Origin of the sequence: Sphingobium sp. MP9-4, assembly GCF_005281675.1 — a bacterium.
In the GTDB taxonomy this organism is placed as follows: Bacteria; Pseudomonadota; Alphaproteobacteria; order Sphingomonadales; family Sphingomonadaceae; genus Sphingobium; species Sphingobium yanoikuyae.
This window is the reverse complement of sequence record NZ_LUFI01000076.1, coordinates 1-22,854: the sequence shown is the minus strand read 5'-3', so window position 1 is coordinate 22,854 and position 22,854 is coordinate 1. Positions and strand designations below refer to the sequence as shown.

Genomic DNA, 22,854 nt, shown 5'->3' with positions numbered 1-22,854 from the left:
TTCCAGGGAGGGGTTGGGGTGGGTTGCGAGCGTAGCGAGCTTCTGCCCTATCGACCGTAGACCGCCGCTACGCGGCGCACCCACCCCCGGCCCCTCCCTGGAAGGGAGGGGAGTAGGAAACGCCCGCTTCTGGTCGATCTTGGCCTATCGTTGCGAGGGCTTCACTGAGCCATCAGGGTCGCGAAGCCCAGAAGCTACCTCAGCAGATACCTTTTCCGCAGACGCTGGCCATCCATCCGCCTCTAGTTCGCCAACGCATCCCCAACAATCACCGCCACAGTTCGTGGAAAGGGGATCGGCATCTATGCCAAGAATGCGACCGCATGTGTTGCATCTAGGCTCATGAATGGGCTGTTCCATCGAGCCTGTTTGCAGCTTTGCCAGAACGTCTGCAATTGAGATCAGTGGGGAACCATGCGAACGTCGAAAAATGGTCGATGCGCGACCGTCCGGTCTTTCTGGCCCATTCAGACTTCACCGCCCCCTCAGTCCCTCGGCAAACTTCACGAGCATGCAGTCCTTATCCGACCTGCACGGCCCCATTACGTCCAAAAAGGCGGGCCAGCCTTTCCCGGTGGCGACGATGATGCTGCCACGCCCCTCCGCGACGCCAATGTGAGCCTTGGAGTCAATGCGGAGCTTGACGGCTGCGCGGCTGCCCTGATCCCCCTTTTGGGGATGATTGCCCTCGTAGATGCCGAACCTCTGGCTCATCCATGAGACATCATGGACGTTAAAATCTGGCCCTTCTTGGGTGCGGGTGATCTTAGCCCCATCGGGGAGGCAGAAATTCTCTGTGCATGGTCCTGCCGGTTCACTTACGGCCGGTGTGCAGGCTTCCAATGCAATCACGATCAGCGGCAGGCAGCATATCCTCATGCAGTCATCGTGTCAGGCGCGGTAGACATGAGCAAGAGCAGCGCAGTCCGCCGCTCAGGCCGGTCGATACTTGCAGGGCAATGGAGCCGCTTACGGCAACTTTGCGGAAAGCACATCCCGCATCGGATTGGCTAAAAATGGCCATTCCCACCCTGTCCTACTCCGCCTTTCTCTGATCTACCCTTGGAAATGAATCAATCACACGATCTTCACGCCATCTCGCGGTCGCTCCGCAACCGCCTGCTGGCGCACGGGCGTCGCTTCACTGTCGCCCCACTGTCGCGTCACCGAGGCGTGGTGATGACCCGATTTCGATGCGCGTGTCGCTTCACAGGCGCGCCGTCGGCGCGTCGCAGGAGCATCACCGGTGCTTTTCCCCGAAATCAGCCTCACGACACTGTGAACTTCGACTGTCGCGTCGATTTCCGGTCGAGACCCGCCATCAATTTTCAGAAAGAATCCGGATCGGTCCGGCCAATTACCGCAGCTCGCAGCAGCGTAACACGGAAAAAGCGTCCCGCCTTTGCCCCGGAAGGCGGGACGGGACGCTCCATCGGTCGCAGGCCGCCCCGTGATAACCATGCGCGGGCCGCGTCCGTCGAACCAACGACATCGGGGCGACGCCGTTCCGGCGTTGATCGCGGGTCTGGCGCGACCTGCCGCAAAATCCGCCCCATCTGGGCAGCCTCCCGGCTTCCTCTCGCCGGGAGGCACTGCGCCTCAGCGCCGGGCAAGCTGGACGGCCGACTTGCGGCTGATGGTCAGGCCAGCGTCGGCCCAATCCTGCCTGCTGCGGCAATCGACGCGCGGCACCAGCGTGCTCGGCTGCACTTCGCGGAAGCAATAGCGGTCGGCCTTTTCTTCATAGCTAACCTTGGCATTGCCGAACTTGCCTTCGGGCTGAGCGAAGGCGGGCGTGGCGGCAGCGGTCATGGCAGCGGCAGCGGCGATGATGGCGATGGTCTTCATGAGCAAATTCCTTCCCTGATTTTGATGGATCGGTGGAGCCGGCGTTCAGCGCTGGGCCAGCTGGACGGCCGGCTTGCGGCTGATGGTCAGGCCCGCGTCGGCCCAGTCCTGCTTGCTGCGGCAATCGACGCGCGGCACCAGCGTGCTGGGCTGCACTTCGCGGAAGCAGTAGCGGTCGGTCTTTTCTTCATAGCGGACCTTGGCGTTGCCGAACTTGCCTTCCGGCTGGGCGAAGGCGGGCGCGGCAGCAACGGTCATGGCGGCGACAGCGGCGATGATGGCGATGGTCTTCATGAGCAAATTCCTTCCCTGAAATCTCGTTCCGCGACCCCGATCGGGTCGTGCCAGGAGCATTGCAGGGGCCGTGCCAATTTACCGAAAGCCCGGAAAATCGGGCCTAAGTCCGCGCAAATCACATTTGCCGCACGAAAATTACACCAACAGTCGGCGATATATTTTTATATTTGGCATTTTCCGCGAACGACGATCCATCCCAACTTCGCCACGCATCAGCAAAGCTTTATTGTCAATCAAATCAGTAGTGATAAAATCGCGCCATAGATTTGGAGGTGCAGATGACGATTCACACCCTGTCGGATGACCAGACCCCCACCATCCTGACCGTGCCCGGCCTGATGAACAGCGGTCCGGGCCATTGGCAAAGCCTTTGGGAAAAGGCGCTTCCCGACTGCCATCGGGTCGAACTGGGCAGCTGGGACGCGCCCCATCGCAATGCCTGGATCACCAATCTGGGCCATGCCATCGCCCAGGTTGACGGGCCGGTGATCCTGGCCGCGCACAGCCTTGGCTGCCATGCGGTCGCCTGGTGGGCAGCGTTCGAAACCGGACAGTTGCGGGACAAGGTGGCCGGCGCCCTGCTGGTGGCGCCGCCGGAAGTGGACAGCGGCGCGGTCGACCGCCGCCTCGTCGGCTTCGGCCCCACGCCCAAGGGGCTGCTCCCCTTCCCCTCGATCGTCGTCGCCAGTCGCAACGATCCCTATATCGACTTTGCCAGCGCCCGGCGGCTCGCCAAATTCTGGGGCAGCCAGTTCGCCGACGCGGGCGAAAGCGGCCATATCAACGCCGCGTCGGACCTGGGCGAATGGAGCTTCGGCCAGTTCCTGCTCCACCGCCTGACCGATCGGACAGCGCCGGCCGATCTTGCCGCGGTTCGCAACGAAGAAGCCCGGCGCAGCGCCGAAATGTCGATCCGCTACGGCTTCTGATCGCCGCTCACAGGCGGCCGCGCTGTCCTATTCGACGGCAGGATGATACAGGATCGATCCGGCATCGGCGCCCGCCCTGGCCGGATCGACCCAGCATCATAAAATTTCCAACTTCGGTTCTTAAATGTCCAAATATGCGGGAAATATGGGAAGTTAAGCGGAACATTTCCTATTGGCCGAACGTAGAAGAGCGCCCTCCATGCCCCGCTCTTCCTTCGTTAACCATTTTCGGTCATATCCTGCACCATGTCCGCCTCGCTGACGTCCCATGAACCCGCGACCGGCGCCCTGCTATGGCAGGGCGAAAGCGGCGACGTGGACGATATCGTCGCCCGCGCCCGCACCGGCTGGCCGCGCTGGGCCGCACAGCCGGTCGCCTTCCGCATCGAAACGCTGCGCCGCTTCGTCAATGTCGTGCGCGCCCATGAGGAGGAACTGGCCGACCTGATCGCCCGCGAAACCGGAAAGCCGCTATGGGACGCCCGGACCGAGGTGACGGCGGTCATGGCCAAGATCGACACATCGGTCGCCGCCTATTCCGAACGCACCGGCCAGCGCCGGCTGGAGGCCAATCTGGGCGCCCGCCAGTCGGTGCGGCACAAGCCCCATGGCGTGATGGCGGTGCTTGGCCCCTATAATTTCCCGGCCCATCTGCCCAATGGCCACATCATCCCGGCGCTGCTGGCGGGCAATGCCGTCATCTTCAAGCCGTCGGAAAAGACCCCGGCGGTCGGCGAGATGCTGGTGCGCTTCTATCATGAAGCGGGCGTCCCCACCGATGCCGTCCAGTTGCTGCTCGGCGGCGCGGAGGAAGGCAAGGCGCTGGCCGCCCATGCCGATGTCGCGGGCATATTGTTCACCGGATCGGCCCAGACCGGCATCGCCATCAACCGCCAGTTCGCCACCCAGCCGGGCAAGATCCTGGCGCTCGAGATGGGCGGCAACAATCCGCTGGTCGTCTGGGACACGCCGGAAATCGGCGCCGCCGCCGCGCTGGTGATCCAGTCCGCCTTCCTGTCGAGCGGCCAGCGCTGCACCGCCGCCAGCCGGCTGATCGTGCGCGACGCGATGGCCGACGCCCTGATCGCCGAGGTCAAGAAGCTCGCCGACCGGCTGATCGTCGATCACCCCCATGCCGATCCGCAGCCCTATATGGGACCGGTCATCGACAATCCGACCGCCGATGGCCTGACCGAAAGCTTCCTCTATCTGATGAGCCATGGCGGCCGGCCGATCAAGCATATGGTCCGGCCGCAAAAGGGCCTGCCCTTCCTGACGCCCGCGATCATCGACGTGACCGCGATGCAGGAACGGCCCGATGTCGAACTGTTCGGCCCGCTGCTCCAGATCGTGCGCGTGCCCGATTTCGAAACCGCCATCGCCGAGGCCAATAGCAGCCGTTATGGCCTGTCCGCCTCGCTCGTCGGCGGCAGTCCCGAACAATATGCACAATTCTGGGACAATGTCCGCGCCGGCGTGATCAACTGGAACCGGCCCACCAATGGCGCATCGGGCACCGCCCCGTTCGGCGGCGTCGGCGTATCCGGCAACCACCGCCCCAGCGCCTATTATGCCGCCGATTATTGCGCCTATCCGGTCGCCTCGGCCGAGATCGAACAGCCCCGCGCCACCATCGGCATCGGCCTCAAGGACATCGACGTCAGCGCCATGGGCGATTGACAACCCGGCTACTGGACAAAACTTTTCCTAAGCCCCTCCATATCCATTCTGAATTGAAACTCCGTCGCCCTTTCGCCATGTGGCGAGCATGGCTGACATTGCACCTGCTACCGTCCACCTGGTGGGCGCGGGACCGGGCGACCCGGAACTGCTGACCATCAAGGCCGTGCGCCTGATCCGCGACGCGCGCCTGATCGTGCATGACGGGCTGGTGTCCGACGACATATTGGCGCTGGCCGGGCCGCAGACGGAACTGGTCTCGGTCGCCAAGCAGCGCAGCCGCCATTCCATGCCGCAGGAGGCGATCAACGCCCTGCTGGTCCGCTTCGCCCTGGCTGGCGAGCCGGTCGTCCGCCTGAAGGGCGGCGATCCCTTCATCTTCGGCCGTGGTGGCGAGGAAGTAGATGCCTGCCGCGCCGCCGGCGTACCGGTCGAGGTCGTGCCGGGCATCAGCGCCGCGATCGGCGCCGCCGCCCAGGCGCAACTGCCGCTGACCCATCGCGAGGCGTCGAGCGCGGTCAGTTTCGTCGCCGGCCAGTGCAAGGGGCTTACCGATCAGGATTGGTCGGGCCTTGCGGGAAAAGGCCGTACGCTCGTCATCTATATGGGCGTCGCGACCGCCGCCGACATCGCCGACAAGCTGATGGCCGACGGCGTGTCGCCGGCGATCCCGGTCGCGGTGCTGGAAAATGGCACGCGCGCCGATATGCGCAGCCTGCGCACCCTGCTCGCCGATCTGGGCGACATGGTGGCGCGTGAAGAAGTCAAAAGCCCGGCCCTGATCGTGGTCGGCGACGTGGCAGCCCATGCCCTGGCACGCGATGTGCTGGCGGACTGGGCGGCAAAAGGGGAGAGTATTTCGGAGATGCGTTCGTGAAGATCCTGACGGGCAATGATCTGGTGACCGGTGATGTCATCTGGTGGGCCGGCGATGGCTGGTCGCGCCAGGTCGGCGACAGCGCCGATGTCGGCGAACAGGGCGACGACCTCGCCCGCACCGAGGAAGCGGCGCTGCGTGTCGTCGGCGCCTATGTGATCGACGCGACCGTCACCGACGAGGGCGTGCGCCCGGCCCATATCAAGGACCGCATCCGCGCCCTTGGCCCCACGGTGCGCCCCGACCTCAATTTGAAACCGAATGACGCCGACGCCGGCAACTGGGTGATCTGACATGTATCGCTACGACAGCTATGACCAGTCCATCGTCGACGCCCGCGTCGATGAATTTCGCGATCAGGTGCAGCGCCGCCTGACCGGCGCGCTGACCGAGGATCAGTTCAAGCCGCTGCGGCTGATGAACGGCCTCTATCTGCAGCTTCACGCCTATATGCTGCGCGTCGCCATCCCCTATGGCACGCTGTCGGGCAAGCAGATGCGCAAGCTGGGCGAGATCGCGGCCAAGTACGACAAGGGCTATGGCCACTTCACCACGCGCCAGAACCTGCAGTATAACTGGATCAAGCTGGCCGATGCGCCCGACATCCTCGCCGAACTGGCGACGGTGGAGATGCACGCCATCCAGACCAGCGGCAATTGCATCCGCAACATCAGTTCCGACCAATATGCCGGCGTCAGTGCCGACGAGGTGGCGGACCCCCGCCCCTGGGCCGAACTGCTGCGTCAATGGTCGAGCTTCCACCCGGAATTCACCTATCTGCCGCGCAAGTTCAAGATTTGCGTGATTGCCAGCGACGACGATCGCGCGGCGATGCGCCTGCACGATATCGGCCTGAAGCTGGTGTCGAAGGATGGCGTGATCGGCGCCGAAGTCTATGCCGGCGGCGGCATGGGCCGCACCCCGATGGTCGCGCCGCAGATCCGCGATTTCGTCGCCGAAGAGGAGATCGTCTCCTATCTGGAGGCCTGCCTGCGCGTCTATAATCGCTACGGCCGCCGCGACAACAAGTACAAGGCCCGGATCAAGATCCTGGTTCATGAGATCGGCGTCGAGGAATATAAGCGGCAGGTCGAGGAAGAGTTCGCCCATATGCGCGAGCTTGGCCTCAACCCGCCGACTGAGGAACTGGACCGCATCCGCGCCTTCTTTGCCAACCCGGCCTATGAAACGGGCCTGAGCGAAGAGATCGACCGTGCCGATCCGGCCTTCGCCCTGTGGGTCGACCGTCAGGTCGCGGCCCACAAGCAGCCCGGCTATGCGATCGTCAATATCAGCCTGAAGCCGCTAACCGGCATTCCCGGCGACGCGTCGGCCGAGCAGATCGAACTGGTCGCGTCGCTGGCCGAGCAATATTCGCTCGACGAACTGCGCGTCACCCATGCGCAGAATCTCGTCCTGCCGCATGTGAAGAAGGCCGATCTCTACGCCATCTGGCAGAAGCTGGACGAAGCGGGACTGGCCGAGGCCAATCTCGACCTCATCACCGATATCATCGCCTGCCCTGGCCTTGATTATTGCGCGCTCGCCAATGCCCGCTCGATCCCGCTGGCACAGAAGATCGCGCAGCGCTTCGCCGACAATGCGCGTCAGGCCGAACTTGGCGAGCTGAAGCTCAAAATTTCGGGCTGCATCAATGCCTGCGGCCACCATCATGCCGGCCATATCGGCATTTTGGGCGTGGACCGGAAGGGCGTGGAGAATTTCCAGCTGCTGCTCGGCGGATCGGGCGCGGAGGATGCGTCGCTCGGCCAGATCACCGGCCCCGGTTTCTCCGAAGACGGCGTGGTCGACGCGATCGAGAAGGTCACCGACATCTACCTCGCCGAGCGCACCGACGGGGAGCGCTTCCTCGACACCTATCGCCGCATCGGCATGAAGCCCTTCAAGGAGGCGATCTATGGTTGAGTTCCTCTCCTTCCGCGACGGTGAAGCCGCGCAGGAGCCGGCCGTCACGGTCGAATCCTTCACCGGCCAGTCCAACGCCACCGCCGTCCGCATCGAACCGGGCGAGGATGCGCGCGAACTGCTGCCCCATCTCGATCGCCTCTCGCTGGTCGAGGTGAACTTCCCGGCCTATGGCGACGGGCGCGGCTATTCCGCCGCACGTATCCTGCGGGAATCGGGCTATCAGGGCGAATTGCGCGCCGTGGGCGACGTGCTGGTCGACCAGATCAACGCCATGCGCCGCTGCGGCTTCGACAGTTTCCACCCCGCCAAAGCCCTGGATGACGCCGCCGTGGAGCGCGCGCTCACCCGCTATGTCGACGTCTATCAGAAGACGATCGATGGCCGTCAGCCCGTCTGGGCGAAACGGCATCCGGAGAAAATTGATGGCTGAACCTGCCCGCCAGATCCCAGAGCGGCTAGTAGATGTGATCGATGCCCGCCCCGTCTTTACCCAGGGGGATGCCGATGCGCTCAACGCGCGCTTCGAGGGCGTCGATACGCTGACCATGCTCAAGACCGTGTTCGCGGAAGGGCTCGCCGGCAATGTCGGCGTCGTCTCTTCCTTCGGCACGGAAAGCGCGGTGCTGCTCGATCTGGTGGCCAAGGCCGACAAGGCTATCCCGGTGATCTTCGTCGACACGCAGAAGATGTTCGCCGAAACGCTCAACTATCGCGACACGCTGGTCGCACGGCTGGGCTTCACCAACAGCAGCGTGGTCGCGCCCGACGCCGCCGTGCTGGCCAAGAAGGACGAAACCGGCCTGCGCTGGTCCTATGACCCCGACGGCTGCTGCGAAATCCGCAAGGTCGAGCCGATGAAGCGTGCCAAGGCGAGCCTGGACGGCTGGATTTCGGGCCGCAAGGCATTCCAGTCAGTCACGCGCCAGAATTTGCCGCGCTTCGAGGTCGAGGACGGCCGGCTAAAGATCAATCCGCTGGGCGACTGGACCAAGACCGATCTGGAAGCCTATTTCGAGGCCGAACAACTGCCGCGTCACCCGCTGGAGTCACAGGGCTATCTGTCGATCGGCTGCGAACCCTGCACGTCCAAGGTGCTGCCGGGCGAAGACCCGCGCGCCGGTCGCTGGCGCGGCTGGGACAAGGTGGAGTGCGGTATCCATTCGCCGGTGACGCCGATCCCCGTCATCGATCCGGAAGACCCGGCAAACCTGCCCGCCTTCTGATTGCACCGGGCGCCCTGCGGGGCGCCCGTCCCTTATCTTATTGTAACATTGCGTAACAAGCGTGGGCGCGCGCTGGACCTGTCGTGTCAGCGGCGCAATACACTCCCCCCTTTCCAACGGGACTTAAGGGAGTCGCCCCATGGATCGTCGTCAATTCCTGCTTTCCTCGGGCGCGGTCGCGCTCGCCACTGCGGCGCCACGCGCCCTGGCCCAGGCGGCCGGCGCCGATGATGCCCGCCTGTCGGCCGCCTTCGCCACCGCCTTCGAGCGCCAGCTCGACCTGTCGCCCGCCATGGTCACCAGCCTCGGCCTCGACAAGGGCGCCCGCTCCGCCGCCAAGAGCCAGCTCGACGACAACAGCAAGTCGGGCACGATGAAGAAGCTGGCCGCCACCCAGGCGGCGATCAAGGAATTCAAGGGATATGAGGGCGCCGCCCTGTCGGATGCGCAGCGCCTGAACCTGGAGGTCATCCTCTATTCGCTCGACCAGCAGACGGTCGCCCCCGCCAAGTTCGGCCTCAACAGCGTCCAGCGCCCCTATCGCATCTTCCAGCAGGGCGGCAGCTATTTCCAGACGCCTGATTTCCTCAACACCGCGCACACCATCAACACGGTCGGTGATTGCGAGGCCTATGTCGCCCGGCTCGATGCCTTTGCCCGCAACCTGCGGACCGATACCGCGCTGCAGCGGGACGAGGCCGCGCGCGGCTATCTCGCCCCCGGCTGGTCGCTCGACCTGACGCTCGGCCAGATGAAGAAGCTGCGCGGCCAGCCCGCCGCGACCAGCAGCCTGGTCCAGTCGCTGGCGAAGCGCGCCGCGGCCAAGGGCGTGACCGGCGACTGGCAGACGCAGGCCGCCGCGATCGTCGAAAAGTCGATCTATCCCGCGCTCGAAGAACAGATCGCCGCGATCGAGGCGTTGAAGCCCAAGACCGCCGCCGGTGACGGCGTATGGCGCACCCCGCGCGGCGATGAAATCTATGCCGCCGCCCTCAAGCAGGCGACCACCACCGACCTTAGCGCCGATCAGATCCACGCCATGGGGCTGGAGCAGGTCGCCGACATCAGCGCCAAGCTGGACGTGATCCTGAACGGCGCCGGCTTTACCAAGGGCAGCGTCGGAGAAAAGCTCGCCGCGCTCAATGTCGACCCGGCCCAGCTCTATGCCGACAGCCCGGACGGCCGCGCCGCCCTGCTCGCCCAGCTCAACCGCGACCTCGACGCCATGAAGGCGAAGCTGCCCCAGGCGTTCACGACCATCCCCAATACGCCGCTCGAAATCCGCGCGGTGCCGGTCGAGATCCAGGATGGCGCCTCCAACGGCTATTATAACCGCGCCGCGCTCGACGGTTCGCGCCCGGCCATCTATTTCATCAACTTGAAGGACGTCGGCGACTGGCCGAAATATGGCCTGCCTGCCCTCACCTATCATGAAGGCGTGCCCGGCCATCACCTCCAAATCTCGACCGCGCAGACTGCCGGCGATGTGCCGATGCTGCGCAAGACCGCCTTCATGAGCGCCTATAGCGAAGGCTGGGCGCTCTATGCCGAGCAGCTGGCCGATGAACTGGGCGGCTATGCGACGCCGATCGATCGCGCCGGTTACCTCCAGTCCTTCCTGTTCCGCGCCGCCCGCCTGGTGGTCGACACCGGCATCCATTCCAAGCAGTGGAGCGTCAAGCAGGCGACCGATTACATGGTCGAGAAGACCGGTTTTGCCCGCCCCCGCTGCCAGCGCGAGGTCGAGCGCTACTGCACCCAGCCGGGCCAGGCGACCAGCTACAAGGTCGGCCATGGCAGCTGGACCAAGGCCCGCGAAAAGGCGCAGGCGCTGCTGGGCGACAAGTTCGATATCAAGCAGTTCCACGCCGTTCTTGAGGAAGGTGCGATGCCGCTGTCGATCTTGGAGAAGCGGATCGAGGATCGCGCTCGCGCCCTCGCGCAGGCCTGACAAAGGACAAGCGGGTCCGGCCTTTCCTCAAGGCCGGACCCGTTGCATGATCACAAAAGAACAAAGGGGTATCGCCATGCTTCGTACCGCACAGATTTCCGCTGCCGCCCTGATGATCGCTGCGCTCGCCGCGCCGATCGCCGCCCAGACCGATCCGATGACCCCGGACAAGGTCGATGTCTATGATCCGGCCCGGCCGCAGGCGGACTATGTGCGCAAGGAAGTGATGATCCCGATGCGCGACGGGGTGAAGCTGTTCACCATCATCGTTATGCGCAAGGGCACCAGCCACGGCCCCATCCTGCTGACCCGCACCCCCTATGATGCCGGCAAGGCGACCAGCCGCAACCGCAGTCAGAGGATCGAGGAAATCCTGCCGGTCATGGACGCGGATTTCGTCAATGACGGCTATATCCGCGTCTATCAGGACGTGCGCGGCCTGCACGGGTCGGAGGGCGACTATGTCATGACCCGTCCGCTGCGTGGCCCGCTCAACAAAACCGACGTCGACAACAGCACCGACGCCTATGACACGATCGACTGGCTGGTGAAGAATGTGCCGGAAACCAACGGCAAGGTCGCCATCACCGGCTCCTCCTATCCCGGCTTCACCTCGCTGATGGCGTTGATCGATCCGCACCCTGCGCTGAAGGCCGCCGTGCCGCAGAGCCCGATGGTCGACGGCTGGATGGGCGACGACTGGTTCCACAATGGCGCCTTCCGCAATTTCGGCTTCGGTTACAGCCTGTCGCAGACCGCCAAGAAGGGCGGCGGCGCCATCCCGATGGGCAATGGCGACGAATATACGACGATGCTGAACGCCGGATCGGCCGGCGACTTCGCCCGCGCCTATGGCCTCGACGCCTTCCCCTCGGTCCGCAAGCTGCTCGAACATCCGGCCTATGACGCCTATTGGCAGGAACAGGCGGTCGACAAACTGCTGGCCAAGCGCACCCTGACCGTGCCGACGATGCTGGTCGTGGGCCAGTGGGACCAGGAGGACAGCTATGGCGCCCCGGCGGTCTACAAGGCGCTGGAACCGCAGGACAAGAAGAATGACATGGTCAGCCTGGTAATCGGCCCCTGGCGCCATAGCGGCGTCAATTATGAGGGCCGGAGCCTCGGCGATCTCCAGTTCGAGGGCGATACCGGCCGCCAGTTCCGCGTCGGCACGATGAAGCCCTTCCTCGACCATTATCTCAAGGACAATCCGCCCGCCGGCTACACCATGCCCGGATCGCTCAGCTACGCGACCGGCATCGACAAGTGGGAAACCCGCGCCAAATGGCCGGGCGGCACGCCGACGCCGCTCTATCTGGGTGCCAGCTACAGCCTGTCCTGGGCCAAGCCGGCGGCAGCCGGCAGCGACTCCTATGTGTCCGATCCGGCCAAGCCGGTCCCCTATCTGCCCCGGCCGATCCATCAGGACCAGAATGAGGCTTGGCGCACCTGGCTGGTGAAGGACCAGCGTTTCGTCGATGGTCGGCCCGACGTGCTGACCTATGTGACGCCGGTGCTGGACAAGGAGGTCCATATCGCCGGCCAGCCAATGGTCGACCTGTTCGCCGCCACCAGTGGCACCGACAGCGACTGGGTGGTGAAGCTGATCGACGTCTATCCGGAAGAGAACACCGCCAATCCGGTGATGGCCGGCTATGAACTGCCGATCGGCATCGACATTTTCCGGGGCCGCTACGCCCATGGCTTCGACAAGCCGCAGGCGCTGACGCCGGGCAAGGCGGAAAATTACAAATTCGGCCTTCCGAACGTGAACCATGTGTTCAAGCCGGGCCACCGCATCATGGTGCAGATCCAGTCCAGCCTGTTCCCGGTCTATGACCGCAACCCGCAGACCTATGTACCTTCGATCTTCGACGCGAAGCCGGGCGACTACAAGCCGGCGACTCAGAGCGTGCAATATGGCGCGGCGGGCGCCAGCGCGATATGGTTGCCGATCGTCAAATAAGCGGATGGCATGGCGCCGCCGCGATCAAGGGAGGGCATGATGGCGGTTGAACTGAAGATCCTGGCCTGGGCCTGTGTCCTGCTGCTGGTCCATATCTTCGCGGCGGCGCATCTCAAGACGAAGCAATATGGCCTGAAATGGAATACCGGGGCGCGGGACGAAAACCTGCCCCCGCTCGATCCCGTCGGCGGCCGGCTGGTCCGCGCCCAGGCCAATTTCCTGGAAACCTTCCCGATCGCGATCATCGTCCTGTTCGGCGTGGTGGTGGCCGGCCGCACCAGCGAATGGACGGCGATCGGCGGCTGGCTGTGGCTGGTGTCGCGCGCGCTCTACCTGCCGCTCTATGGCCTGGGCGTGCCGGTGGTCCGCTCGCTCGCCTATCTCGCCAGCATGATCGGCCTGTGCATCGTCTTCAAGGCGTTCGTCGCCGGCTGAACCGGGTGGCGGCGGATATATCCGCCGCCATGCCTTCTTATTCGAGGTCTTCGAGGTAGGAACTGCCTTCGGCCAGATCCGAGAAGCGCGTGATCTTGGCGTCGAACTTCATGCGGATACGGCCGGTCGAACCGTGACGCTGCTTGGCGACGATCACTTCGGCCAGGCCGTAGATGCGCTCCATCTCCTGCACCCATTCCTGATGCTCGGGGCCTTCCTTGTTGCCCGGTTCCTTGGCGGCGACATAATAATCCTCGCGGAACACGAACCAGACCATGTCCGCGTCCTGCTCGATCGAGCCCGATTCGCGAAGGTCGGACAGCTGCGGACGCTTGTCCTCGCGCTGTTCCACCGCACGGCTGAGCTGCGACAGCGCCAGCACCGGCACATGAAGTTCCTTCGCCAACGTCTTCAAACCACGGGAAATTTCCGAAATTTCATTGACGCGGCTATCGCCCACCTTGCCGCTGCCCTGCAGCAACTGGAGATAGTCGACGACGATGAAACCGACATCATGACGGCGCTTGAGGCGACGAGCGCGGGTCCGCAGCGCCGCGATCGTCAGGCCCGGCGTATCGTCGATGAACAGCGGCAGTTCCTGAAGGTCGCGCGCGGCGCGCGACAGGTTCTGGAAGTCCGCCCGGCTGATCTTGCCCATACGCAGCGCTTCGCCGCTGATGCCCGACTGTTCGGCCAGAACGCGGGTCGCGAGCTGGTCGGCCGACATTTCGAGGCTGAAGAAGGCGGTCTTGGCGCCCATATTCTTTTCCGGCGGAATGCCGTCGCTATGGTCGCGCAGCCAGCGCGACGCCGCATTATAGGCGATATTGGTCGCCAGCGACGTCTTGCCCATGCCCGGACGACCGGCCAGGATCATCAAGTCGGAATTGTGCAGACCACCGATCTTCTCGTTGAGGCTGTTGATGCCGGTGGTGATACCCGACACATGGCCGCCGCTGTTGAGCGCACGTTCAGCCACCTGTACCGCCATGGTGGAGGCGGAGAGGAAGCTCTTGACCGACCCGCTCTCGCCCTCGCCTTCCGACACTTTGTAAAGCGCAACTTCGGCCAGCTCGATCTGCTCGCGCGGATTGACATCCTCACTGGTATCTAAAGCATTATCAACCAGTTCTCGACCGACGTTCACAAGCTGGCGAAGTAGGGCAAGGTCATAGATCTGGGTTGCGAAGTCGCGCGCACCCAGCAGCGCGGCACCGCTACCGGTGAGCTGCGCCAGATAGGCAGCGCCGCCCAGCTCCTTGAGCGCCGGATCCTGTTCCAGCATCGGCTTGAGCGTCACCGGATTGGCGATCATGTCGCGCTCGATCAGGCGCATCACCGCCTCATAGATACGGCCATGCAGTGGCTCGAAGAAATGTTCGGGCTTCAGCTTGAGCTGCACATCCTCCGCGATGCGGTTGTCAATCATCAGCGCGCCGAGCAGCGCAGCTTCCGCTTCGACGTTGCGCGGCAGTTCCAGCCCGCCCTCTTCGGGAGCGGCATTGAGTTTCACGAGTTCGACCATGGGCCCTCATCGCGCCACGACGCGGGTCGCGCAAGGGCGAAGGTTGAAACAACCGCATCTCCCCCGCCACAAGTCCCGCTTGCTTTTCGTGGCCCGTCGCCGCACTGACAGCAGACCCGCCATGGCCGATCCGCGCATCATAGACATCAAGCTCGACGAGCGCACCATCTTGTGGCGCAACGCGGATGTCGAGCAGGAACGGCGCATCGCCATTTTCGACCTGCTGGAGGACAATCATTTCGCGCCGGAGCGCGTCCATGCCGACGGCTATGCCGGCCCCTACAAGGTGGTGCTGCGGGTCGAGGAAGGGCGCCTGGTCATCGAGATCAACCGCGCGGACGACAGCCCGCTGGAGGCGATCATCCTGGGCCTGGGCCGTTTCCGCCGGCCGATCCGCGAATATTTCGCGATCTGCGACAGTTACTATCAGGCGATCAGCAATGCCTCGCCAGCGCAGATCGAAACCGTCGACATGGCCAGGCGGGGCATTCACAACGACGCAGCGGACATGCTGAAAGAGCGGCTGGAGGGGAAGATCGCGGTCGATTTCGACACCGCGCGCCGCCTGTTCACACTTATCTGCGTCCTGCACATCAAGGGGTAATATCATCGGGCGTTTGACTTTGGGGGGCTTGCTGGTCCGCTTGGGGGCGGTTCTGGCAATCATCATGGTGCTGGGTTCGGCACTGTGGATCTATGCACGCGGATGGGCTCCGAACCGTGACGAATATCCGACCCAGGGCGTATCGGTGACATCCGACACCGGCCTGGTCGAATGGGGCACGCTGGCGGCGCAGGGGGCGGATTTCGCCTATATTCGCGCGGCCAGGGGCGCCAGCCTGCGCGACCCGCTGTTCGCCGCCAACTGGCGCGGCGCGCGTGGCGCGGGCATGCGCTATGGCGCGGCGCTGGACTATAGCCTGTGCGCCAAGGCCGTCGATCAGGCGACCCAGTTCATGACCACCGTACCGCGCGACAATGCCGCCCTGCCCCCGGTCATCCGACTGGGGTTCGATCCATCCTGCGCCACGCGCCCCGGCCGCGATCAGGTGCTGTCGGAACTCAACACGCTGGTCAATCTGGTCGAAAGCCATGCCGGCAAGCCCGCCCTGCTCAACATCAGCGCCGATTTCGACGCCCAATATGACATTGCCAGCGGCATCAACCGGACCTTGTGGGTCGACGGCAATTTCTTCGCGCCCGATTATGCCAAACGTCCCTGGGTGATGTGGACAGCCAGCGACATGCGGCATATCGACGGCGTCGACGGACCGATCAGATGGGATGTGGTGGCACCATGAGTGCAGAAGACAAGAATATCGCCGCGCTGGTCGCGGCAGCACGCGGCGCGCTGGCCCATGCCCATGCGCCCTACAGCCGCTTTGCCGTGGGCGCCGCCGTGCGCCTGACCGATGGCAGCATCGTCACCGGCAGCAATTTCGAAAATGCGAGCTATGGCCTGTCGCTCTGTGCCGAAACCGTCGCGCTGGCGACCGTCAACGCGCAGGGCCGTCTGGCCGATGTCACCGAGATCGCGGTCGTCGGCGGCGGCATGGCGGCGGACGGCAGCGTCGGCGGCGAGGCGATCGTCAGCCCCTGTGGCCGATGCCGCCAGGTCATCAACGAGGCCGAACAGATGGCCGGCCGCACCCTGGCCATCTATTGCGTCGCGCCCGAAGGTGACGGCCTGGTCGAACATCGCGTTGCCGACCTGTTGCCCCACGCCTTCGGCCCGGCCGACCTTGGCATCACCCCTGCACAGAAGAGCTGACAGACCCATGTCCATCCTTTCCGACCGCTGGATCCGCAAGCAGGCCCAGTCGAACCGCATGATCGAGCCGTTCGTCGAGAATCAGCGCCGCGACGGCTGCATCAGCTATGGCCTGTCCTCCTATGGCTATGACGCGCGCGTCGCCGACGAGTTCAAGATCTTTACCAATGTCGACAGCGCCGTGGTCGATCCCAAGGATTTCGCCTCCAACAGCTTCGTCGACCGCAAGACCGACGTCTGCATCATCCCGCCCAACAGCTTCGCGCTTGCCCGCACGGTCGAATATTTTCGCGTCCCGCGCGACGTGCTGGTGATCTGCCTTGGCAAATCCACCTATGCCCGCTGCGGCATCATCGTGAACGTCACGCCGCTGGAACCGGGCTGGGAAGGCCATGTGACGCTGGAATTTTCCAATACTACGCCGCTGCCCGCCAAGATCTACGCCAATGAAGGCGCCTGCCAGTTCCTGTTCCTGCAGGGCAACGAGCCTTGCGAGGTCAGCTATGCCGACCGGGCCGGAAAATATATGGGACAGCAGGGCGTGACATTGCCGCGCCTGTGACGCTGTGGCAGCATCGCGGGCCATGAAGCGCACATGGCCCTCCCGATGCTGAAATTCCTGCGCCGATCCGATGACCGGGACGGGACGCCTCCCAGCGTGGGGGATGACTGGCGCATCTATGCGATCGGCGACATTCATGGCCGGCTCGACCTGCTCGACCAGTTGCTCGGCATGCTTTCGGCCGACGATGCGCTGCGGCCTGGAAAGCGCCGGGGCCTCATCCTGCTCGGTGATCTGATCGATCGTGGGCCGCATTCGGCGCAGGTGATCGAGCGGGTCCGGGCGCTGCATGGATCGGGCAGCGACATCCGGCTGCTCAAGGGCAATCATGAAGAGATTTTCGTCATGGCTGCGCGCGGCGATCAGGGCGCGGTCGGCTTCTTCCGGCGCATCGGCGGCATGGAAACGCTCGCCAGCTACGGCCTGCCGCTTTCGCTGAGCGCCAACATGGATGATGGGGCGATCGCCCACTGGATGCTGAACTATATTCCCCGCGCGGATGTCGATTTCCTCGACAGCTTCGTCGATCATCTGACGGTCGGCGACTATCTGTTCGTCCACGCCGGCATCCGCCCCAGGGTGCCGATCGCCGAGCAGCGACCGTCCGATCTGCGCTGGATACGCGGCGATTTCCTCAACCATGGCGGGCGGCATGACAAGATGGTGGTCCATGGCCACAGCATCACGCCCGAGGTCGAAAATCTGGCCAATCGCATCGGCATCGATACCGGCGCCTATTATTCCGGCCGGCTGACTGCCATCGGCCTGGAGGGCGCGGACCGATGGTTCCTTCAGACCGGCGAAACCTGAGCCCTTCCCCAGCCGCGACCACAGCCTGACGCTTTTGTTGCCGGTCCATGGCGGATCGCCCACCATATTTCGTTCCCATGACCAACGGCAAAAAATGCCGATCAGCAGGGGACATATCATGCAGAAACGCCATGTTCTGGCGGGGCTTTCGCTCGCCACATGCCTTGTTGCGCCGACCCAACTGCTTGCCGCCCCTGCGCCGGACACCAGCCTGTCGCAGCGGCACAAATTCTCCATCCCGTCGCAGCCCCTGAGCGGCGCGCTGCGGGCGCTGTCGGCGCAGGCCGGCATTCGCATCCTGTTCCCCTATGATGAAGTCGCCAATATCCGCAGCCGCCGGGTCGAAGGATGGCTGAGCACCGACGATGCGCTCAGCCAGTTGCTGGCCGGCACCGAATTGCGCCGATCCCCGGCCGGCGCCGGCGTCATCGCCCTCGTCACCCCGCCCAACCGCAGCGCGGTGCGTCGCCGACCGCTGGCGATCCAGTTCGCGCAGGCGAGCGGCACGGCTACGCTTGATGGCCTCGCCATGGCGCCTGCGCCGGAGCCGGCAGCGGAATCCGCGCCCATCATCGTCACCGGCACCCGCCAGACGACCCGCACCGTCGCCGAAAGCCTGGCGCCGATCGACGTGCTGGGGGAAAAGGATCTGGAAGCCAGCGGCAAGCAGTCGGTGCGCGACCTGCTCGGCACGCTGGTGCCGTCGATCAATGTGTCGAACAACGGCGCGGGCGCCAGCTGGGCGGTGCGCACTTTGTCGCTGCGCGGCCTGGGCGGCGACCAGTTGCTGGTCCTGGTCAACGGCAAGCGGCGCCACAATACCGCCACCCTGTTCATCAACGGGTCGGTCCAGAATGGCCAGTCGCCGCCGGACCTGGACCTGATCCCCGGCAATGCGATCCAGCGGATCGAAGTGCTACGCGACGGCGCGTCGGCGCAATATGGGTCGGATGCGATCGCCGGCGTCGTCAACATCATCCTGAAGAACGACACGCAGGGCGGCGCGGCGCTGACCATGGGCAGCACCGCCGACAATGGCGGCTGGCAGGGCCGCTGGCAGATCGACAAGGGTTTCGCGATCGGGCCGGACGGCGGCTATATCCACCTGTCGGGCGAAGGCGTGCTGCAGGACAATACGGTGGTGAACAGCAGTCCGATCACCAGCAATCCCTTCTACCCCACCGGCGACGCGCGCAATGCCGATCCGGACCGCATTCGCGCCAGATATGGCCAGCCGCAGGTGATCGGCGGCAATGCCAGCTATGACGCGATGATGCCGGTTGGCGGCGACATGGAGCTGTACAGCTTCGGCACCTATTCCAAGCGGCATGCAGCCGGTTGGCTGACCTATCGCAACCCAGCGGCGCTCAACAATATCCTGGAAATCTACCCCGAGGGCTATATCCCGCGCATCCACGTCTATGACGAGGATTTTCAGGTCGCCGGCGGCCTGCGCGGCGAGATTGGCGGCGGCATCCATGTCGACCTGTCGACCAGCTATGCGCAGGACGAGGTCAAATATGCGCAGACCACCTCGCTCAACCCCTCCATGGGACCGGCCAGCCCGACCCATTTCTATCTCGGCAAGATCCGCTTCGACGAATGGACCAGCAATCTCGACTTCAGCAAGGAGCTCGATATCGGCCTCGCCGGGCCGCTGTCGGTCGCGGTCGGCGCCGAATATAAGAAGAACAAGTTCCTGATCGGTCCGGGCGACCCGGAATCCTATATCGATGGCGGCTATGTCTCGCCGGCCGGCAGCTGGCTCGCGGGGGCGACGCGGACCGGGGTCGGGTCGCAGGGCGTCACCGGCTTCCTGCCCGAAGGATCGGGTAGCTGGAGCCGCGACAACTGGAGCGCCTATATTAATCTGGAAGGCCAGATCGTCGAGGGGCTGGAGTTCGGCCTTGCCGGACGGCATGAGGATTATTCCGACTTCGGCACCACCGATACCGGCAAGGCGTCGCTGCGCATCGAGCCGTTTCGCGGCTTTGCCATTCGCGGCACCGCCAGCACCGGCTTTCGCGCGCCGACGCTGCAGCAGCAACATTATGCCTCCTCCTCCACGATCAACGTCACCGTCAACGGCGTGAACCAGTTGCTGCCGGTGCAGGCGCTGCCGGTCGACGGGGTTGCCGCGCGGGCGCTAGGGGCGCAGCCGCTGAAACCGGAAAAGTCGACCAACTTTTCCGCCGGCATCGTCCTGACCCCGGCCCCCAATTTCAACGTCACGGTCGATGCCTATCAGATCAAGGTCAGGGACCGCATCCTGCTGTCCGAAACGCTGAGCGGCCCGGTGGTCATGGATGCGCTGGCGGCAGCGGGCATCCAGGGCATTGCCGGCGGCCTCATCTTCTCCAACGCGGCTGATACGCGCACCCGCGGCCTCGACATCGTCAGCACCTATCGGGCGGGGCTGGGCGACCTTGGCACCGCGACGATCAGCCTGTCGGCCAATTTCAACAAGACGATCTTCACCCATATCGACCCGGTCCCCGACGAGATCGCCGCATCCGGGCTGGTGCTGATCGGCCGGGCCAAGCAAGGCGACCTTTCCGAAGGCACGCCGCGCGACAAGCTGATCGGCAACATCCTGTGGGAAAAGGGCGATTTCAACCTGAACCTGCGCGCCACCCGCTATGGCAAAATCTATCAGCGGGCGAGCGCCGCCGTCTATCATACCGAGGATTTTGCCGCCTGCACCGCCGGCAGTGCCGGCTGCACCCTGGGCTATGTCGACGAGAAGCTGAGCCCCAAGACGATCCTCGACCTCGAACTGGGCTACCGGCTGACCAAGGGCGTCAAGCTATCGTTCGGCGCCAATAATCTGCTCAACACCTATCCCAACAAATTGAAGCCCGTGAACCGGACGGCCGGCAGCCTTTACAATGCCTATGCCCCCTATGGGATCAGCGGCGGTTTCTATTATGGCCGGCTGAACCTGGAATTCTGACGCGACAGTTGAAAGTTCACAGTGTCGTGCGACGTGAAACCAGCCGTTTTTGCGGTCTGGCGCGCCTGCCACGCGTCCCTGACGCGCCACCGAAGCGACAGTGACGCGACGGTGAAGCGACAGTCAGGCGACAGCGAAGCGGCAGTTAGCGCCAGCCCGCCGCCTGCGCCGCCCGTTCGCCCTGCGCATCGGCAGGAGCGCCGTCGATCAGGCCGTCGATGGTGGCGAGAAGGCGCGGATCGGCGGAGGCGGCCTGGCGATATTCGCTCGTCTCGCCCTTGCCGGGCACCGCCTGCAGCAATTGCCAGCCGGCATCGGTGCGGCAGGCGACACCGGCCATGGCCGCGCCGTCGAAGCTGCGGCACCAGCCGCCGCCCTTGCGCCGGAAACTAAGGCCGATACGGACCGGGCCATCCTCCCCGGCCGAGGCCAATTGGCTGTCGAGCGCGGTGGCGAGCGGTCCCTGTGCCAGCATCGCGCCGTCCTTTACCGCAATCGGCCCTACCGGCCCGCCCGACATATGGCCGATGCCAAGGCCCAGCAGCAGGCTGGCGGCGATCGCGCCGCCCGTAACCCAACTCCAGCGCCGCGAGGGACGCGCGATCGGCACCACCGTCGGCGGCACCAGCATGGCCTGCATCGACGCAGGCACATCCTCTTGCGCGATCGGCGCGAAATGGCCGGCCAGCCGCGCGCGCAACCGCCGATGCTGCTCCAGTCGGGCGGCCAGCGCCGGGTCTTCCGCCGCCGCGCGGTCGACGCGCCGCCGCGTCACCTCGTCCAATTCGCCATCCACCCAGGCGATCAGCATGGCTTCATCAATGTCGGTCATGCCGCTTCCCCCAATAGTTCAATGAGCGCGCCGCGACCGCGCACCAGTCGCGAGGTCAGCGTGCCCATGGGTATGTTCAATATCGCAGCCGCCTCCTTGTAGGACAGCCCCTCCACCAGCACGAGCGCGATCGCCTCGCGCTGTTCGGGCGGCAATGCCTGCATCGCCCGATCGACGTCGGACAGGGTCATGGCCTGCTCCACCGCCTTGTCGCCGGCATAGCCGACATCGGCCCCCGCCTCTTCCGGGGCGAAGGTTCTGGCGGCCCGCTGACGAGCGCGGCCCTCATCGATCCAAAGATTGCGCATGATCCGATACATCCAGCTGTCGAGCCGCGTGCCCGGTTGCCACTGGTCGCGGGCGCGCAGCCCCTTTTCCAGTGCCGCCTGGCACAGATCGTCGCCATCGGCGCGATCATGCGACAGGCTGGCGGCAAAACGCCGCAGCCGGGGCAGGATCGCCAGCAGGTCGCGCTCGAACGACATGGTTTCTCCAAATTGCTTTCAGGGATGAAACGTCCCTGCCCGGCCGTTTCATCCTTCAGAAAGTCCAGCAACCGGATTTTTTTGACGATGGACGATTTTGACGCTGAAAAGGCCGGCGATGACCGGCGGGAAGAGACAGAGATGAGATGGACGCGCCCGTTGCTGATCGCGGGATTGTGGCTGGCGACACCGGGTGCGCAGGCGCAATTGCTGCCGGCGCCAGCCGCCAGTGCGTTGGGGGGCGGTGCGCTGGGCGGGGTCGGCCAGGTTTTGCCCGATACGCTCGACCGGCTGGGCGGCATCGTCGACCAGAGCGGACTGGATCGGCTGTCGCCGGCACGGCTGGCCGATCGGCTGGCAGCGGCGCGCACGGCGCGGATCGACGTGCTGCTGCGCCAGCATGGCGACGCGGTCGAACTGGACGACCGGCGAGAGCCGGCGCGGCGCGGCATCATCCTGCTGACCGGGGCGGACGCGGCCGCGATCGAGACACTACGGGCGGCCGGCTATGGCGTGGAACGGATCGAGGCGGAGGGGATCGACATGGCGATCACCCGTCTGACCGTGCCGGATGGCCAGAGCCTGGCGCGCGCGCTGCGCAATGTGCGCAAGATCGCCCCGCAGGCGCAGGCGAGCGCCGACAATCTCTATTTCCCCAGCGGCGCGGCTGCGGCAGAGCGATCGGCTGCACTGGCAAGCCATGGGTCGGTCGGGCGCGGCGCGGCGGGCCTGATCGACGGCGGCGTGGCCGCGCATCCGGCGCTGGCCGGCCCGATCGAGC

The 22,854-nt window shown here is 64.7% G+C and carries 22 protein-coding genes and 1 pseudogene; 17 read left to right on the top strand and 6 right to left on the bottom strand.

The features are described from left to right. Positions 1 to 474: 474 nt before the first annotated feature. From A0U87_RS22380 to A0U87_RS22370, 3 genes are all read right to left on the bottom strand, one after another. On the bottom strand, positions 475 to 714 hold the full coding sequence (locus tag A0U87_RS22380) for a hypothetical protein (protein WP_048936925.1): 240 nt from the start codon (positions 712 to 714) through the stop codon (positions 475 to 477). 885 nt (positions 715 to 1,599) lie between these two features. After that, positions 1,600 to 1,848, bottom strand: a complete 249-nt coding sequence (locus A0U87_RS22375) for a hypothetical protein (protein ID WP_048936926.1) — start codon at positions 1,846 to 1,848, stop codon at positions 1,600 to 1,602. Between the two features lie 45 nt (positions 1,849 to 1,893). After that, the gene (locus tag A0U87_RS22370; RefSeq protein WP_048936927.1) at positions 1,894 to 2,142 is read right to left on the bottom strand and encodes a hypothetical protein; all 249 of its coding nucleotides are present in this window, start codon (positions 2,140 to 2,142) and stop codon (positions 1,894 to 1,896) included. 281 nt (positions 2,143 to 2,423) lie between these two features. Between A0U87_RS22370 and A0U87_RS22365 the strand changes: the two genes are divergently transcribed. From A0U87_RS22365 to A0U87_RS22320, 10 genes are all read left to right on the top strand, one after another. Next, the gene (locus tag A0U87_RS22365) at positions 2,424 to 3,074 is read left to right on the top strand and encodes an alpha/beta hydrolase (RefSeq protein ID WP_048937048.1); all 651 of its coding nucleotides are present in this window, start codon (positions 2,424 to 2,426) and stop codon (positions 3,072 to 3,074) included. 246 nt (positions 3,075 to 3,320) lie between these two features. Continuing rightward, positions 3,321 to 4,754: a succinylglutamate-semialdehyde dehydrogenase gene (astD, locus tag A0U87_RS22360; RefSeq protein ID WP_048936928.1), complete on the top strand. Its 1,434-nt coding sequence runs from the start codon at positions 3,321 to 3,323 to the stop codon at positions 4,752 to 4,754. A gap of 88 nt (positions 4,755 to 4,842) precedes the next feature. Then, complete coding sequence (gene cobA, locus A0U87_RS22355) at positions 4,843 to 5,631, top strand: uroporphyrinogen-III C-methyltransferase (protein ID WP_048936929.1); 789 nt, start codon at positions 4,843 to 4,845, stop codon at positions 5,629 to 5,631. Further along, entirely contained in the window at positions 5,628 to 5,924 is a 297-nt protein-coding gene (locus A0U87_RS22350) for a DUF2849 domain-containing protein (RefSeq protein ID WP_004212225.1), read from the top strand. The genes cobA and A0U87_RS22350 overlap by 4 nt, the downstream gene beginning before the upstream one ends. A 1-nt stretch (position 5,925) precedes the next feature. Then, the gene (locus A0U87_RS22345) at positions 5,926 to 7,557 is read left to right on the top strand and encodes a nitrite/sulfite reductase (RefSeq protein ID WP_048936930.1); all 1,632 of its coding nucleotides are present in this window, start codon (positions 5,926 to 5,928) and stop codon (positions 7,555 to 7,557) included. Beyond that, entirely contained in the window at positions 7,550 to 7,990 is a 441-nt protein-coding gene (locus A0U87_RS22340) for a DUF934 domain-containing protein (RefSeq protein ID WP_048936931.1), read from the top strand. The genes A0U87_RS22345 and A0U87_RS22340 overlap by 8 nt, the downstream gene beginning before the upstream one ends. Further along, positions 7,983 to 8,783, top strand: coding sequence for a phosphoadenylyl-sulfate reductase (locus A0U87_RS22335; protein ID WP_048936932.1), 801 nt, complete (start codon positions 7,983 to 7,985; stop codon positions 8,781 to 8,783). Before A0U87_RS22340 ends, A0U87_RS22335 begins: the two co-directional genes overlap by 8 nt. A gap of 139 nt (positions 8,784 to 8,922) precedes the next feature. Next, on the top strand, positions 8,923 to 10,734 hold the full coding sequence (locus A0U87_RS22330; protein ID WP_048936933.1) for a DUF885 domain-containing protein: 1,812 nt from the start codon (positions 8,923 to 8,925) through the stop codon (positions 10,732 to 10,734). Between the two features lie 76 nt (positions 10,735 to 10,810). Next, complete coding sequence (locus A0U87_RS22325) at positions 10,811 to 12,700, top strand: CocE/NonD family hydrolase (protein ID WP_048936934.1); 1,890 nt, start codon at positions 10,811 to 10,813, stop codon at positions 12,698 to 12,700. A gap of 39 nt (positions 12,701 to 12,739) precedes the next feature. After that, positions 12,740 to 13,135 (top strand): MAPEG family protein, encoded by a 396-nt coding sequence (locus A0U87_RS22320; RefSeq protein ID WP_004212218.1) that lies wholly within the window; start codon positions 12,740 to 12,742, stop codon positions 13,133 to 13,135. Between the two features lie 37 nt (positions 13,136 to 13,172). Here A0U87_RS22320 and A0U87_RS22315 read toward each other — a convergent pair whose 3' ends face one another. After that, positions 13,173 to 14,660 carry a replicative DNA helicase gene (locus A0U87_RS22315; RefSeq protein WP_048936935.1) on the bottom strand — a complete coding sequence of 496 codons (1,488 nt, stop codon included), beginning with the start codon at positions 14,658 to 14,660 and terminating at the stop codon, positions 13,173 to 13,175. A gap of 121 nt (positions 14,661 to 14,781) precedes the next feature. Between A0U87_RS22315 and A0U87_RS22310 the strand changes: the two genes are divergently transcribed. From A0U87_RS22310 to A0U87_RS22285, 6 genes are all read left to right on the top strand, one after another. Further along, a complete protein-coding gene (locus tag A0U87_RS22310; RefSeq protein WP_010339983.1) occupies positions 14,782 to 15,264 on the top strand; it encodes a UPF0262 family protein in 483 nt (160 codons plus the stop codon). Positions 15,265 to 15,328: 64 nt separating this feature from the next. Beyond that, positions 15,329 to 15,961 carry a GH25 family lysozyme gene (locus tag A0U87_RS22305; protein WP_004212215.1) on the top strand — a complete coding sequence of 211 codons (633 nt, stop codon included), beginning with the start codon at positions 15,329 to 15,331 and terminating at the stop codon, positions 15,959 to 15,961. Next, positions 15,958 to 16,431 carry a cytidine deaminase gene (locus A0U87_RS22300; protein WP_048936936.1) on the top strand — a complete coding sequence of 158 codons (474 nt, stop codon included), beginning with the start codon at positions 15,958 to 15,960 and terminating at the stop codon, positions 16,429 to 16,431. The genes A0U87_RS22305 and A0U87_RS22300 overlap by 4 nt, the downstream gene beginning before the upstream one ends. A gap of 7 nt (positions 16,432 to 16,438) precedes the next feature. After that, positions 16,439 to 16,993 (top strand): dCTP deaminase, encoded by a 555-nt coding sequence (gene dcd, locus A0U87_RS22295; RefSeq protein ID WP_048936937.1) that lies wholly within the window; start codon positions 16,439 to 16,441, stop codon positions 16,991 to 16,993. Between the two features lie 33 nt (positions 16,994 to 17,026). After that, the gene (locus A0U87_RS22290; RefSeq protein ID WP_048936938.1) at positions 17,027 to 17,803 is read left to right on the top strand and encodes a metallophosphoesterase family protein; all 777 of its coding nucleotides are present in this window, start codon (positions 17,027 to 17,029) and stop codon (positions 17,801 to 17,803) included. 118 nt (positions 17,804 to 17,921) lie between these two features. After that, on the top strand, positions 17,922 to 20,756 hold the full coding sequence (locus A0U87_RS22285) for a TonB-dependent receptor (RefSeq protein WP_048937049.1): 2,835 nt from the start codon (positions 17,922 to 17,924) through the stop codon (positions 20,754 to 20,756). A 145-nt stretch (positions 20,757 to 20,901) separates the two neighbouring features. Here A0U87_RS22285 and A0U87_RS22280 read toward each other — a convergent pair whose 3' ends face one another. Then, entirely contained in the window at positions 20,902 to 21,588 is a 687-nt protein-coding gene (locus A0U87_RS22280) for a hypothetical protein (RefSeq protein ID WP_048936939.1), read from the bottom strand. Continuing rightward, the gene (locus tag A0U87_RS22275; protein ID WP_004212209.1) at positions 21,585 to 22,073 is read right to left on the bottom strand and encodes an RNA polymerase sigma factor; all 489 of its coding nucleotides are present in this window, start codon (positions 22,071 to 22,073) and stop codon (positions 21,585 to 21,587) included. The genes A0U87_RS22280 and A0U87_RS22275 overlap by 4 nt, the downstream gene beginning before the upstream one ends. An 87-nt stretch (positions 22,074 to 22,160) precedes the next feature. On the opposite strand from A0U87_RS22275, the pseudogene A0U87_RS22270 reads away from it, so the two are divergent. After that, positions 22,161 to 22,854 (top strand): annotated as a pseudogene (locus tag A0U87_RS22270) (serine protease); the annotation flags it as partial.

What these genes read in the sequence shown, in the direction of transcription:
- A0U87_RS22380 (WP_048936925.1), bottom strand. Translation starts at nt 714, where the DNA reads ATGAGCCAGAGGTTCGGCATCTACGAGGGCAATCATCCCCAAAAGGGG.
- A0U87_RS22375 (WP_048936926.1), bottom strand. Translation starts at nt 1,848, where the DNA reads ATGAAGACCATCGCCATCATCGCCGCTGCCGCTGCCATGACCGCTGCC.
- A0U87_RS22370 (WP_048936927.1), bottom strand. Translation starts at nt 2,142, where the DNA reads ATGAAGACCATCGCCATCATCGCCGCTGTCGCCGCCATGACCGTTGCT.
- A0U87_RS22365 (WP_048937048.1), top strand. Translation starts at nt 2,424, where the DNA reads ATGACGATTCACACCCTGTCGGATGACCAGACCCCCACCATCCTGACC.
- astD (WP_048936928.1), top strand. Translation starts at nt 3,321, where the DNA reads ATGTCCGCCTCGCTGACGTCCCATGAACCCGCGACCGGCGCCCTGCTA.
- cobA (WP_048936929.1), top strand. Translation starts at nt 4,843, where the DNA reads ATGGCTGACATTGCACCTGCTACCGTCCACCTGGTGGGCGCGGGACCG.
- A0U87_RS22345 (WP_048936930.1), top strand. Translation starts at nt 5,926, where the DNA reads ATGTATCGCTACGACAGCTATGACCAGTCCATCGTCGACGCCCGCGTC.
- A0U87_RS22340 (WP_048936931.1), top strand. Translation starts at nt 7,550, where the DNA reads ATGGTTGAGTTCCTCTCCTTCCGCGACGGTGAAGCCGCGCAGGAGCCG.
- A0U87_RS22335 (WP_048936932.1), top strand. Translation starts at nt 7,983, where the DNA reads ATGGCTGAACCTGCCCGCCAGATCCCAGAGCGGCTAGTAGATGTGATC.
- A0U87_RS22330 (WP_048936933.1), top strand. Translation starts at nt 8,923, where the DNA reads ATGGATCGTCGTCAATTCCTGCTTTCCTCGGGCGCGGTCGCGCTCGCC.
- A0U87_RS22325 (WP_048936934.1), top strand. Translation starts at nt 10,811, where the DNA reads ATGCTTCGTACCGCACAGATTTCCGCTGCCGCCCTGATGATCGCTGCG.
- A0U87_RS22320 (WP_004212218.1), top strand. Translation starts at nt 12,740, where the DNA reads ATGGCGGTTGAACTGAAGATCCTGGCCTGGGCCTGTGTCCTGCTGCTG.
- A0U87_RS22315 (WP_048936935.1), bottom strand. Translation starts at nt 14,660, where the DNA reads ATGGTCGAACTCGTGAAACTCAATGCCGCTCCCGAAGAGGGCGGGCTG.
- A0U87_RS22310 (WP_010339983.1), top strand. Translation starts at nt 14,782, where the DNA reads ATGGCCGATCCGCGCATCATAGACATCAAGCTCGACGAGCGCACCATC.
- A0U87_RS22305 (WP_004212215.1), top strand. Translation starts at nt 15,329, where the DNA reads ATGGTGCTGGGTTCGGCACTGTGGATCTATGCACGCGGATGGGCTCCG.
- A0U87_RS22300 (WP_048936936.1), top strand. Translation starts at nt 15,958, where the DNA reads ATGAGTGCAGAAGACAAGAATATCGCCGCGCTGGTCGCGGCAGCACGC.
- dcd (WP_048936937.1), top strand. Translation starts at nt 16,439, where the DNA reads ATGTCCATCCTTTCCGACCGCTGGATCCGCAAGCAGGCCCAGTCGAAC.
- A0U87_RS22290 (WP_048936938.1), top strand. Translation starts at nt 17,027, where the DNA reads ATGGCCCTCCCGATGCTGAAATTCCTGCGCCGATCCGATGACCGGGAC.
- A0U87_RS22285 (WP_048937049.1), top strand. Translation starts at nt 17,922, where the DNA reads ATGCAGAAACGCCATGTTCTGGCGGGGCTTTCGCTCGCCACATGCCTT.
- A0U87_RS22280 (WP_048936939.1), bottom strand. Translation starts at nt 21,588, where the DNA reads ATGACCGACATTGATGAAGCCATGCTGATCGCCTGGGTGGATGGCGAA.
- A0U87_RS22275 (WP_004212209.1), bottom strand. Translation starts at nt 22,073, where the DNA reads ATGTCGTTCGAGCGCGACCTGCTGGCGATCCTGCCCCGGCTGCGGCGT.